Source organism: Enterobacter sp. C4G1 (genome assembly GCF_052886895.1).
This window is the reverse complement of the sequence record NZ_JBQVVV010000001.1, coordinates 418339-431586: the sequence shown is the minus strand read 5'-3', so window position 1 is coordinate 431586 and position 13248 is coordinate 418339. Positions and strand designations below refer to the sequence as shown.

Here is a 13248-nt window from a genome sequence, read left to right as displayed (position 1 = left end):
ACAACAATACGTTTAACCCTTTTTAAAAACACCCAGAGTTTAACTTGTTAAAACTCTGACACCCTGATCTTGCCTGAAGAAAATGAATTATTATAACGAGGATATTATGCACATTACCTACGATCTCCCGGTGACAATTGAAGATATTCAGGACGCCAGAAAACGACTGGCAGGAAAAATATATAAAACCGGAATGCCGCGCTCAAACTATCTCAGCGAACGTTGTAAAGGTGAGATATTCCTGAAGTTTGAAAATATGCAGCGTACCGGTTCCTTTAAAATTCGCGGTGCATTTAATAAATTAAGTTCGTTGACCGATGCCGAAAAACGTAAAGGTGTGGTGGCATGTTCAGCGGGCAACCACGCGCAGGGCGTCTCTCTTTCCTGCGCGATGCTCGGTATCGACGGCAAAGTGGTGATGCCGATGGGCGCGCCGAAATCCAAAGTCGCAGCAACACGTGACTACTCGGCAGAAGTGGTGCTGCACGGTGAGAACTTCAACGACACCATTGCCAAAGTGAGTGAAATTGTTGAGATGGAAGGGCGTATTTTTATCCCGCCTTATGACGACCCTAAAGTCATTGCCGGACAGGGCACCATTGGTCTGGAAATCCTCGAAGATTTATACGATGTCGATAACGTGATTGTGCCCATTGGCGGCGGTGGTTTAATTGCCGGGATTGCAACAGCCATTAAATCCATTAACCCAACCATTAATATTATTGGCGTACAGTCTGAAAATGTTCACGGTATGGCAGCATCCTATTATGCCGGAGAAATAATGAATCACCGTACCACCGGTACATTAGCCGACGGTTGCGATGTTTCTCGTCCGGGGAATTTAACCTTCGAAATTGTTCGTGAATTAGTTGACGACATTGTACTGGTCAGTGAAGACGACATTCGCAACAGTATGATTGCTCTCATTCAGCGAAATAAAGTGGTCACTGAAGGTGCTGGCGCACTGGCGTGTGCGGCGTTATTAAGCGGCAAGCTTGATCATTATATTCAGGGCCGTAAAACCGTGTGCATTATTTCTGGCGGCAATATCGACCTGTCCCGCGTTTCCCAAATTACCGGCTTTGTTGACGCATAAAAGGATGACCTATGAGCAACACTGAAAGCATTATCGTTGGCCAGACAAAAACGTCCACCTGGCGTAAGTCTGATACCACCTGGACGCTCGGCCTGTTTGGTACCGCCATTGGCGCAGGCGTGCTGTTCTTCCCCATTCGTGCAGGCTTTGGCGGTTTGATTCCCATCCTGCTGATGCTGGTACTCGCCTTCCCGATTGCGTTTTATTGCCACCGCGCGCTGGCGCGTTTGTGCCTGTCCGGTAGCAATGTTTCCGGCAACATCACCGAGACAGTGGAAGAGCATTTTGGTAAAACCGGCGGGGTGGTGATCACCTTCCTCTACTTCTTTGCCATTTGCCCGCTGCTGTGGATTTACGGCGTCACCATTACCAACACATTCATGACCTTCTGGGAAAACCAGCTCCAGCTGCCTGCGCTGAACCGCGGCTTCGTGGCACTGTTCCTGTTGCTGCTAATGGCCTTTGTTATCTGGTTTGGTAAAGACCTGATGGTGAAGGTCATGAGCTTCCTGGTGTTCCCGTTTATCGCAAGCCTGGTGCTGATTTCCCTGTCGCTGATTCCATACTGGAACTCCGCAGTTATCGACCAGGTCAACCTGAGTGACATTGCCTTCACCGGGCATGACGGCATTCTGGTTACCGTCTGGCTGGGGATTTCCATCATGGTCTTCTCCTTTAACTTCTCACCTATCGTCTCTTCATTCGTGGTGTCGAAACGTGAAGAGTACGAACCGGAGTTCGGCAAAGAGTTCACCGAGCAAAAATGTTCCAAAATCATCGGTCGCGCCAGCCTGTTGATGGTCGCCGTAGTGATGTTCTTCGCCTTTAGCTGCCTGTTTACGCTCTCTCCGGAGAACATGGCGGAAGCCAAAGCGCAGAACATCCCGGTGCTCTCATACCTGGCGAACCACTTTGCGTCGATGTCAGGAACTAAATCTACGTTTGCGACGGTTCTGGAATACGGTGCGTCGATCATTGCGCTGGTCGCTATCTTCAAATCTTTCTTCGGCCACTACCTTGGCACGCTGGAAGGGATGAACGGCCTTGTCCTGAAGTTTGGTTACAAGGGCGATAAGAAGAAAGTTTCGGTGGGCAAACTGAACACCATCAGCATGGTCTTCATCATGGGTTCTACCTGGATTGTGGCCTACGCCAACCCGAACATTCTCGACCTTATCGAAGCTATGGGCGCGCCAATCATCGCCTCTCTGCTGTGTCTGCTGCCAATGTATGCCATCCGTAAGACCCCGGCGCTGGCGAAATACAAAGGCAGAACGGAGAACATTTTTGTCACCGTTGTCGGCCTGCTGACCATTTTGAATATCGTTTACAAACTGTTCTAAATCAAAGCTCAGGATGAGCGGAGTCACACCATGATTGAATTTCCGGTAGTACTGGTTATTAACTGCGGATCGTCCTCTGTTAAGTTTTCGGTACTGGACGCCAGCAGCTGCGATGCCCTGGTGACGGGCATTGCAGACGGTATCAATACTGAAAAAGCCTTTATTTCCGTGAATGGGGGTGAGCCAGCCAGACTGGCTCACCATGACTACGAAGGGGCGCTTGCTGCCATCGCCCTGGAGCTGGAAAAACGCAACCTGATGAGCAGTGTGGCCTTAATTGGCCACCGCATTGCTCACGGTGGTGAACTCTTCAGCGAGTCGACCCTTATCACCGAACAGGTTATTGAACAGATTCGCCAGGTTTCCGCGCTAGCGCCCCTGCATAACTACGCCAACTTAAGCGGTGTGGAAGCCGCACAGCAGTTATTCCCCGGTGTGCAGCAGGTGGCGGTGTTTGATACCAGTTTCCACCAGACGCTGCCACCGCAAGCGTATCTGTACGGACTGCCTTATCACTATTTTGAAGAGCTGGGCGTGCGTCGCTACGGTTTCCATGGCACTTCTCACCGCTATGTTTCTGGGCAGGCGCATCAGTTGCTGGCGTTATCAGGAGATGACAGCGGTCTGGTCATCGCTCATCTCGGTAACGGCGCCTCTATCTGCGCGGTGCGTAACGGCGAAAGCGTGGATACCTCCATGGGAATGACGCCGCTGGAAGGACTGGTGATGGGCACGCGCTGCGGGGATGTCGATTTTGGCGCGATGGCGTGGATTGGTCAGCAAACGGGGCAATCTTTTGAGGATCTGGAGCGCGTTGTGAATAAGGAATCCGGCCTGCTGGGGATCTCAGGGTTGTCGTCCGATTTGCGCACCCTGGAAAAGGCCTGGCATAACGGGCATCAGCGGGCACAGCTGGCGATAAACACCTTTGTCCATCGCATTGCGCGGCATATCGCCGGCCACGCGGCATCACTGCATCGTCTGGATGGCGTGGTCTTTACCGGAGGCATTGGCGAGAACTCAATCCTCATTCGCGCCCTGGTGGCAGAGCACCTGAAAGTTTTTGGCATCATCCTGGATGAAGCCAAAAACGCGCTACCGGGCAGTGCGGGTGAGCGCGTTATTTCCACTGATTTATCCCGCGTGGCCTGCGCGGTGATCCCAACTAATGAAGAAAAAATGATCGCGCTGGACGCCCTCCGTCTTGGAAAGGTGACCCCGGCTGCGGCTTACGCCTGATAAAGCGAGAATGTCATGAAAGTAACAATCGATACGAGCGTTGCACCCTACAGTGATGCATGGGCCGGGTTTCGCGGTGAAGAATGGAAAGACGCCGTTAACGTGCGCGATTTTATTCAGCATAACTACACCCCTTATGAAGGCGATGAAGCTTTCCTCGCGCAGGCGACGCCTGCAACGACGGCGCTGTGGCAGAAGGTGATGGTCGGTATTCGCCAGGAGAATACCACCCATGCCCCGGTGGATTTCGACATCAATATCGCCACCACCATTACCGCCCACGGGCCGGGCTACATCGACGAAGATCTGGAGACGATCGTCGGCCTGCAAACCGATAAACCGCTCAAGCGCGCGCTGCATCCGTATGGCGGGATCAACATGATCCGCAGCTCTTTTGAAGCCTACGGGCGCGAGATGGATCCGCAGTTTGAATATCTGTTTACCGACCTGCGTAAAACCCATAATCAGGGCGTATTTGATGTCTACTCACCGGAGATGATGCGCTGTCGCAAATCGGGCGTGCTGACGGGCTTGCCTGACGGTTACGGACGCGGGCGCATCATTGGTGACTATCGCCGCGTGGCGTTGTATGGCATTAGCTATCTGGTGCGCGAGCGCGAACTCCAGTTCGCGGATCTTCAGTCAAAACTGGAGCGTGGCGAAGATCTTGAAGCCACGATCCGCCTGCGTGAAGAGCTGGCCGAACATAAGCGCGCATTGCTGCAAATTCAGCAGATGGCGTCGAACTATGGCTTTGATATTTCTCGTCCGGCGATGAATGCGCAGGAAGCGGTGCAGTGGGTCTATTTTGCCTATCTGGCGGCGGTGAAATCACAGAACGGCGGGGCGATGTCGCTCGGGCGTACGGCCAGCTTCCTTGATATCTATATTGAACGCGATATGCACGCCGGACGGATAAATGAGGTGCAGGCGCAGGAGTTGATTGACCACTTCATCATGAAGATCCGCATGGTTCGCTTCCTGCGCACCCCGGAATTCGACACTCTCTTCTCAGGCGATCCTATCTGGGCTACAGAAGTGATCGGCGGTATGGGGCTGGATGGGCGAACGCTGGTAACCAAAAACAGCTTCCGCTATCTGCACACGCTGCACACCATGGGGCCAGCGCCAGAGCCAAACCTGACCATTCTTTGGTCGGAACAACTTCCGATTGCTTTCAAAAAATACGCCGCGCAGGTGTCGATTGTTACCTCATCACTTCAGTATGAGAATGACGACCTGATGCGTGCCGATTTCAACAGCGATGACTACGCCATTGCCTGCTGCGTTAGCCCGATGGTGATCGGCAAGCAGATGCAGTTCTTTGGCGCGCGCGCCAACCTTGCTAAAACGCTGCTGTACGCAATCAACGGCGGGGTGGATGAGAAGCTGAAAATCCAGGTCGGACCGAAAACCGAACCACTGCTGGATGATGTGCTGGAATACGACACCGTTATGGCGAGCCTGGATCACTTTATGGACTGGCTGGCGGTGCAGTACATCAGCGCACTGAATCTTATTCACTACATGCATGATAAGTACAGCTATGAAGCCTCGCTGATGGCGCTGCATGACCGGGATGTACATCGCACGATGGCGTGCGGGATCGCGGGGTTGTCGGTCGCGGCTGATTCCTTGTCGGCCATTAAATACGCCACGGTGAAACCGGTGCGTGACCATACCGGCCTGGCGGTCGACTTCGTAATAGAAGGCGATTACCCGCAGTACGGCAACAATGATGACCGTGTGGATAGCATTGCCTGCGACCTGGTTGAACGTTTTATGAAGAAAATTCAGGCGTTGCCAACCTACCGCAACGCGGTGCCGACCCAGTCTATTCTGACCATTACCTCTAACGTGGTTTACGGCCAGAAGACCGGTAACACACCGGACGGACGCCGTGGCGGCACGCCGTTCGCCCCGGGGGCAAACCCGATGCACGGGCGCGACCGGAAAGGGGCTGTGGCATCATTAACCTCTGTGGCGAAGCTGCCGTTTACTTACGCGAAAGATGGCATCTCTTATACTTTCTCGATTGTGCCGCAGGCACTGGGTAAAGATGAGATGGTGCGCAAAACCAACCTGGTAGGGTTACTGGACGGGTATTTCCATCACGAAGCGGCCATCGAAGGCGGGCAGCATCTGAACGTCAACGTCATGAACCGGGAAATGCTGATGGATGCTATCGAACATCCAGAGAATTATCCGAACCTGACGATCCGCGTTTCAGGCTATGCGGTGCGTTTTAATGCGCTGACGCGTGAGCAGCAGCAGGATGTGATTTCAAGGACGTTTACGCAAGCGATCTGATATAAGCCAGCAACCATGCCCCCTTCCAGCAGGGGGCTTTTTTTGTCCGCTTAACATACAAAATTGTTTATATAATTATTCACACATATTCATCCGCTCTTGAAAAACAATGCACCTGTTTTCAACGTAAACAGTATTTAAGGACAGTAAGATGATGAAAATGACCCGTATTGCTTTGGTTGCTGCGTCGCTGGCAGTGTGCAGTTTTACGGCACAGGCAGCCAATGTTGAAGCCGCGCCGTCGCCTTCGCAGGATCCGCTGGTACAGCACCTGAAGCTCAGTAACGAGCAGGTGAAGAAGATTGAATCGCTGCATCAGGCGCTGGAACAAAACGTCGCTAAAATCCCAATGACTGGCGTGAAAGATGGCGCGTTAATCGACATGTTCCAGGCCGGAAAATGGAATGAAAGCACGGTGAAAAGCCAGCTGGCGGCTTTCAGCAAAATAGAAGAACAGACCCGCTACTACCGCGTGAAATACTACTTCGACGTAAGCCAGGTCCTGACGCCTGAACAGCGTAAGCAGATTCGAACCGATATGGCGAATGCGCTGGCTGAATGATTTCTGACCCGCGCCTGGCGCGGGTTTTTTATTTCTTGAACCACATCACCTTTAGAAAAATCACACTTAATTTTCATATATCGAAGTAATTTTTCCTCCCATCACGTAAAAGCCACATAAAACTTGTGACTTTTTTCTCCCTCTCTCTAGGTATGATCTTTTCACTCTAATAACAAGCACCTGCAAACGTCTGGCTCATTATCGCTGGTGGGCAGAACCTTATAAAAACAACTGTTTACCCTACAAAATAAGCGAGTGCCTTATGGATACGGCAACAAATAGCAGTGTGATTGTGAACGACTCTCCCGCGGCAAGGCGGGCAGGGATGAGTGAAAGCGAATGGTGCGAGGCCATTAAATTCGACAGCACCGACACGGGCTGGGTCATTATGAGTATCGGGATGGCCATCGGCGCGGGGATCGTTTTTCTCCCGGTGCAGGTGGGGTTAATGGGGCTGTGGGTCTTTTTGCTCTCGTCGATTATTGGTTATCCGGCCATGTATCTGTTCCAGCGCCTGTTTATTAATACGCTGGCGGAATCCCCGGAGTGCAAAGATTACCCGAGCGTGATTAGCGGTTATCTGGGGAAAAACTGGGGGATTTTATTAGGGGCACTTTATTTTGTGATGCTGGTGATTTGGATGTTTGTCTATTCCACCGCCATCACTAACGACAGCGCCTCGTATCTGCACACCTTCGGCATCACCGACGGTTTGCTTTCAGAAAACCCGTTCTACGGTTTATTTTTGATTTGTATTTTGGTGGCTATTTCATCTCGTGGTGAAAAGTTGTTGTTCAAAGTTTCCAGCCTGATGGTGCTCACCAAGCTATTTGTGGTTGCCGCTCTGGGGCTGTCGATGATTGGCCTCTGGCATTTAGCCAACGTCGGTATGCTGCCACCGATGGGGTTGCTGATCAAAAACGCCATTATTACGCTGCCTTTCACCTTAACGTCGATTCTGTTTATCCAGACCTTAAGCCCGATGGTTATCTCTTATCGTTCCCGGGAAAAATCGGTAGAAGTGGCGCGACACAAAGCGCTACGAGCGATGAATATTGCCTTTGGTGTGCTGTTTGTGACGGTTTTCTTCTATGCCGTCTCCTTCACGCTGGCGATGGGTCACGATGAGGCGGTAAAAGCCTATGAGCAAAATATTTCGGCTCTGGCGATCGCCGCGCAGTTTATTAGCGGTGACGGTGCGGGCTGGGTCAAAATCGTCAGCGTGATCCTGAATATTTTCGCCGTCATGACTGCCTTCTTCGGCGTGTATCTCGGCTTTCGCGAAGCCACGCAGGGCATTGTGATGAATATCCTGCGCCGCAGAATGCGGGCAGAGAATATCAATGAACGTACCGTTCAGCGTGGGATCATGCTGTTCGCCATCCTGCTCGCCTGGAGCGCCATTGTCTTAAACGCGCCGGTCCTGAGCTTCACTTCTATTTGTAGCCCTATCTTTGGAATGGTTGGCTGCCTGATCCCGGCGTGGCTGGTCTACAAAGTCCCCGCGCTACATAAATATAAAGGAGTATCGCTGGTGATTATTGTCATCACCGGGCTGCTGCTTTGTGTTTCTCCTTTCCTCGCGTTCTCCTGAGGAGCAATAAAGGTCGTAACGATGTCTGAGCAAATCAATCCTTTATGGAACCATTTTATTCGTGCCGTGCAGGAAGAAGTTAAACCTGCGCTGGGGTGTACAGAGCCTGTCTCACTGGCGCTGGCCTGTGCCATTGCCGCGGAACAACTTCCCGGTGAGGTCACGCAGATAGATGCGTGGGTGTCGCCAAACCTGATGAAAAACGGGCTTGGCGTTACGGTACCGGGAACAGGCATGGTCGGGCTACCCATTGCCGCAGCACTGGGCGCCATTGGCGGTAACGCTCAGGCCGGGCTGGAGGTGTTGAAAGATGCCTCAGGCGACGCGTTGGCAAAGGCAAAAGCACTTCTGCAAGCCGGACGGGTACAGGTGAAGCTGCAAGAACCTTGCGATGAGATCCTTTATTCCCGCGCCTGCGTTCAAGCTGGCAACACATCGGCAATGGTCACCATTGCCGGTGGGCATACCCGCGTCGTGGAGATCGTTTGTCAGGGTGAAACGCGCTTTGTCCTTAACGAGCAGCCCGATGAGATGGGCGGCGATCCGCTGGCGGTGTTTTCACACACCACGCTGTCGCAGATCGTCGAATTTGTGGAGCAGGTACCGTTCGATGCGATCCGCTTTATCCTGGAAGCGGCACGTCTGAACGATGCGCTCTCTCGCGAAGGGCTAAGCGGAAAGTGGGGGCTGCACATCGGTGCCACTCTGCATAAACAGCGCGCGCGTGGATGGATGGCGCAGGATATAGGTTCAGACATTATTATCCGCACCAGTGCGGCCTCTGATGCCAGAATGGGTGGCGCAACGTTACCAGCTATGAGTAACTCCGGCTCGGGCAATCAGGGGATCACCGCGACTATGCCGGTTGTGGTGGTGGCTGAGTATGTTCAGGCTGACGATGAACGTCTTGCCCGGGCATTGATGTTGTCGCATCTGGCGGCCATCTATATCCATTACCAGCTTCCGCGCTTGTCGGCGCTGTGCGCTGCAACAACGGCGGCCATGGGCGCGGCGGCAGGAATGGCGTGGCTGATGGACGGGCGTTACCAGACGATTGCGATGGCCATCAGCAGCATGATCGGTGATGTCAGCGGGATTATCTGTGACGGAGCGTCTAACAGCTGCGCGATGAAGGTATCAACCAGCGTCGGGAGCGCCTGGAAGGCGGTGATGATGGCGCTGGATGATTCAGCTGTGACAGGCAATGAAGGGATTGTCGCGCACGATGTTGAGCAGTCTATCGCTAATCTGTGCTCACTGGCGTGCCGCTCGATGCAGGCAACAGACCGGCAGATCATTGAGATAATGGCGAGTAAGGTGTAGGTGTTTCCCCTCTCCTCCAGGAGGAGAGGGTTTTTACGTTACACCGGCAAATCAATCAACAGCGCGCGCAGCGGCGTATCGGCCACCAGCGTAATATTCGCTTCATCACGAATAAACGCCCCGTCACCGCAGGTGAGCGCTTCTTTTTCTTCCGTGTGCGTCACCGCATGTACCGTGCCATGAATCGACTGCAAATAGGCGCGCGGGCCATGAAGCTGGAAACTCGCCTGCTCACCTTTTTTCAGTTCAATATGGTGCAGCCACACTTGCTGGCGCAGTTGCAGGCTACCGTTGCTGCCATCAGGCGATGCAAGCAACTGCTGTTTTTCGCCCTTCAAATCTATCTTCTGTACCAGCGGATTTTCCCGCTCAGGGCAGGCATCCAACCACAGCTGCATTCGGGTCAGCGTCTTTTCTTTGCTGAGATTATGTTCGCTGTAGCTAATGCCGGGTTGCGTTGAAATCAGCAACGCTTCGCCAGCCTTCGCCTGGACATGATTGCCCTCGCTGTCGCGGTATTCTGCTTCGCCTTCCAGGATCAGGTTCAGGATATCGACTTTCGGATACGTGCGCGGCTGGAAGGACGCGCCTGGGGCGAGCACTTCCTGGTTCAATACGCGCAATGATGCGTAACCGAGGAGTTTTGGGTCAAAGTAGTGTCCAAAGGAAAAGGTGTAGCGGGCCTGGAGCCAACCGAAATCAGCTTGTCCGCATTGTTTAGCTGTTCTTGTCGTAATCATAAAACTTGACCTCTCTTTACACTAAAACAATGGTAAAGGTATGGACGCTTCATTGTTAGCCAGATATTCTGCCTGGTATGTTCAAATTTCCTGAATGAGAACGAAATGGCAAAAGAAAGAGCATTGACGCTTGAGGCGCTTCGCGTCATGGACGCGATTGACAGGCGTGGCAGCTTTGCCGCTGCGGCAGATGAACTGGGGCGCGTTCCGTCTGCGCTGAGCTACACCATGCAGAAGCTGGAAGAAGAGCTGGATGTGGTGTTATTCGATCGTTCCGGTCATAGAACAAAATTCACCAACGTTGGCCGGATGCTGCTGGAGCGTGGCCGCGTGCTGCTGGAAGCGGCCGATAAACTAACCACCGACGCCGAAGCGCTGGCGCGTGGCTGGGAAACGCATCTGACGCTGGTAACTGAAGCACTCGTGCCTACTGAGGCGCTGTTCCCGTTGGTGGACCGCCTGGCGGATAAAGCCAACACCCAGCTGTCGATCATTACCGAAGTGCTGGCGGGGGCATGGGAGCGTCTGGAAACGGGCAGGGCGGACATCGTGATTGCACCGGATATGCACTTCCGTTCATCGTCTGAAATCAACTCCCGTAAGCTTTACAGTGTGATGAACGTCTACGTCGCCGCACCGAATCATCCGATCCACCAGGAGCCTGAGCCGCTGTCTGAAGTGACACGCGTGAAATATCGCGGTGTGGCGGTAGCAGATACCGCGCGTGAGCGCCCGGTATTAACGGTACAACTGCTGGATAAGCAGCCGCGTCTGACGGTGACATCGCTGGAAGATAAGCGCCAGGCGCTGCTGGCTGGCCTCGGGATGGCGACCATGCCTTATCCCTTCGTCGAAAAAGATATCGCCGAAGGACGGCTGCGCGTGGTGAGCCCGGAGTACACCAGTGAGGTCGATATTATTATGGCGTGGCGCCGTGACAGCATGGGAGAAGCGAAGTCGTGGTGTTTGCGAGAAATACCGAAGCTGTTTGCCCACTACAATAAATAGGTTCGTAGGCCCGGTAAGCGAAAGCTACCGGGCAACGAATCAGGCGTTGAGTTTAGGATCGGCACCAAAGCGGTTTTCACCCGGCGTGCCGCTCTGACAGTTAAAGATCAGAATCACCAGCCAGCCGATAATCGGGATCAACAGCAGCAGTAGCCACCAGGCCGAACGGTCGGTGTCATGCAGCCGGCGGAACAGCACGGCCCATGATGGCAGCAGAACAAACAGGCCATAAATTGTAGTGAGAACACCTTCACCGCCAGCCCGTTCCCAGCCGAGAATTTTATCGACAATGCCCAGCACCACGATCAGGATGAAGTTCACCAGAACGAACATCCAGTACTCTTTGCGGCGGGCACGGCCACCAAATCCAATGTAGTTGCGCAGTACTTTTAAATACCAGTCCATTTTTTCCTTGCCTCAATGATCGGTCAATCACTTGTTTTCTAAGCAATCAAAGTAAGGATAGATGGATATTGTGAATTAAAAAAGGGCATCTATTGATGCCCTAAATATTTATCCAAATCGAACGTCGCGCCCGTGCGGCTCATCCAGATCCTGCCATGGCCCAATAGAAATAATGCCCGTTGGGTTGATGGTTTTATGGCTGCGGTAGTAGTGGGTGCGGATATGGCCAAAATCGACCGTTTCAGCAATGCCCGGTATCTGGTAGATGTCACGCAGGAACCCGTACAGGTTCAGGTAGTCGCTGATACGATGTTTATCGCACTTAAAGTGGGTGACGTAGACCGGATCAAAACGTACCAGCGTAGTCCACAGACGGATGTCTGCTTCCGTCAGGCGATCGCCCGTCAGGTAGCGATGCTGACCGAGGATCTGCTCCAGGCGCTCCAGCGATGTGAAGACGTTCGCGACCGCTTCGTCATAGGCTTCCTGGCTGGTGGCAAAACCGGCTTTGTAGACACCGTTGTTCACGTTGTCGTAGATCCAGCTGTTCAGCTCATCAATTTTATCGCGCAGCTCAACCGGATAGTAATCACCGGCGCGGGCGCCGTGCGCATCAAATGCGGTGTTGAACATGCGGATGATTTCAGCCGATTCATTACTGACGATCGTCTGGTTTTTCTTGTCCCAGAGCACCGGTACGGTGACGCGGCCGGTATAGTGCGGATCTGCGCGCAGATAGAGCTGGTACAGAAAATCGTGATGGTAAAGGTCGTCACCCGTTGCGGCAGGAAAATCACTGTCGAATGTCCAGCCGTTTTCCAGCATCAGCGGATTAACAACTGAGACAGGCAGTAATGATTCCAGACCTTTGAGTTTACGCACCATCAGCGTGCGGTGTGCCCACGGGCAGGCGAGTGAAACGTAGAGATGATAACGGTCTTTTTCAGCTGCAAAACCACCTTCACCGCTGGGGCCTGGCGCGCCATCGGCGGTAAGCCAGTTACGGAAGGCCGAAACAGAGCGCTTGAAGCGTCCTCCGGTGGATTTAGTGTCATACCAGACATCCTGCCAGACGCCGTCTACGAGTTGTCCCATTTTCTCTTCCTCCGTCAGATAGCAAAAGCGAGGAGATATCTCCTCGCTTTTTTTAAATCAGTATAGCGTGCTTACCACTTCTTATTCAGAACACGGTCGATGCTGAATGCGCCAGGACCGGTCACAGCCAACAGCAGGAAGCCGCCAGCGATAGTCAGGTTTTTCATGAACATCAGGGAGTTCACACCTTCCGCAAAGTTGCTGTGGAAGATAAATGCTGTCAGCAGTGTGAAGCCCGCGGTAAACAGTGCAGTGGTACGGGTCAGGAAGCCGAACAGTACTGCCAGGCCGCCGCCGAACTCAAGCAGAATGGTCAGTGGCAGCAGGAACCCCGGCACGCCCATTGCTTCCATATACTGTTGTGTACCCGCATAACCGGTGATTTTGCCCCAACCTGCAACGATGAACAGAATTGGCATCAGAATGCGTGCTACCAGTACACCAACATCTTCTAATTTTTTCATTTTACTCTCCAGGAAACCACATGAGCGGCTGATCTTTATTTGTGTGCAAATTCGGGTAGATACCGCGTC

12 protein-coding genes are annotated in these 13248 nt (G+C 52.9%); 8 read left to right on the top strand and 4 right to left on the bottom strand.

Features of this window, described 5'->3' with window-relative positions; all coding sequences use genetic code 11:
• Positions 1-106 precede the first annotated feature (106 nt).
• The 7 genes from tdcB to ACT9TW_RS02010 all read left to right on the top strand — a co-directional run bounded on the left by tdcB (position 107) and on the right by ACT9TW_RS02010 (position 9467).
• Complete coding sequence (tdcB, locus tag ACT9TW_RS02040; protein ID WP_182063474.1) at positions 107-1096, top strand: bifunctional threonine ammonia-lyase/L-serine ammonia-lyase TdcB; 990 nt, start codon at positions 107-109, stop codon at positions 1094-1096.
• An 11-nt stretch (positions 1097-1107) separates the two neighbouring features.
• Positions 1108-2439 (top strand): threonine/serine transporter TdcC, encoded by a 1332-nt coding sequence (gene tdcC, locus ACT9TW_RS02035; protein ID WP_182062574.1) that lies wholly within the window; start codon positions 1108-1110, stop codon positions 2437-2439.
• Between the two features lie 30 nt (positions 2440-2469).
• Positions 2470-3678, top strand: a complete 1209-nt coding sequence (gene tdcD, locus ACT9TW_RS02030) for a propionate kinase (protein ID WP_182062573.1) — start codon at positions 2470-2472, stop codon at positions 3676-3678.
• Positions 3679-3693: 15 nt separating this feature from the next.
• Positions 3694-5988, top strand: a complete 2295-nt coding sequence (pflB, locus tag ACT9TW_RS02025; RefSeq protein ID WP_446491560.1) for a formate C-acetyltransferase — start codon at positions 3694-3696, stop codon at positions 5986-5988.
• A 151-nt stretch (positions 5989-6139) separates the two neighbouring features.
• Positions 6140-6550, top strand: a complete 411-nt coding sequence (locus ACT9TW_RS02020) for a Spy/CpxP family protein refolding chaperone (protein ID WP_182062568.1) — start codon at positions 6140-6142, stop codon at positions 6548-6550.
• Positions 6551-6812: 262 nt separating this feature from the next.
• Complete coding sequence (locus ACT9TW_RS02015; RefSeq protein WP_446491559.1) at positions 6813-8144, top strand: hypothetical protein; 1332 nt, start codon at positions 6813-6815, stop codon at positions 8142-8144.
• A 21-nt stretch (positions 8145-8165) separates the two neighbouring features.
• Positions 8166-9467, top strand: coding sequence for an L-cysteine desulfidase family protein (locus ACT9TW_RS02010; protein WP_446491558.1), 1302 nt, complete (start codon positions 8166-8168; stop codon positions 9465-9467).
• A gap of 38 nt (positions 9468-9505) precedes the next feature.
• Here the strand turns inward: ACT9TW_RS02010 and ACT9TW_RS02005 are convergent, their stop codons facing one another.
• The gene (locus ACT9TW_RS02005) at positions 9506-10207 is read right to left on the bottom strand and encodes a pirin family protein (RefSeq protein ID WP_446491557.1); all 702 of its coding nucleotides are present in this window, start codon (positions 10205-10207) and stop codon (positions 9506-9508) included.
• A 105-nt stretch (positions 10208-10312) separates the two neighbouring features.
• Between ACT9TW_RS02005 and ACT9TW_RS02000 the strand changes: the two genes are divergently transcribed.
• Positions 10313-11215: a LysR family transcriptional regulator gene (locus tag ACT9TW_RS02000; protein ID WP_182062564.1), complete on the top strand. Its 903-nt coding sequence runs from the start codon at positions 10313-10315 to the stop codon at positions 11213-11215.
• Between the two features lie 39 nt (positions 11216-11254).
• Here the strand turns inward: ACT9TW_RS02000 and ACT9TW_RS01995 are convergent, their stop codons facing one another.
• The 3 genes from ACT9TW_RS01995 to ACT9TW_RS01985 form a co-directional block, all read right to left on the bottom strand.
• Complete coding sequence (locus ACT9TW_RS01995) at positions 11255-11620, bottom strand: DUF805 domain-containing protein (protein WP_446491556.1); 366 nt, start codon at positions 11618-11620, stop codon at positions 11255-11257.
• Positions 11621-11728: 108 nt separating this feature from the next.
• On the bottom strand, positions 11729-12715 hold the full coding sequence (locus ACT9TW_RS01990; RefSeq protein ID WP_182062562.1) for a glutathione S-transferase family protein: 987 nt from the start codon (positions 12713-12715) through the stop codon (positions 11729-11731).
• A gap of 71 nt (positions 12716-12786) precedes the next feature.
• The gene (locus tag ACT9TW_RS01985; protein WP_182062561.1) at positions 12787-13179 is read right to left on the bottom strand and encodes a DoxX family protein; all 393 of its coding nucleotides are present in this window, start codon (positions 13177-13179) and stop codon (positions 12787-12789) included.
• Positions 13180-13248: the final 69 nt, after the last annotated feature.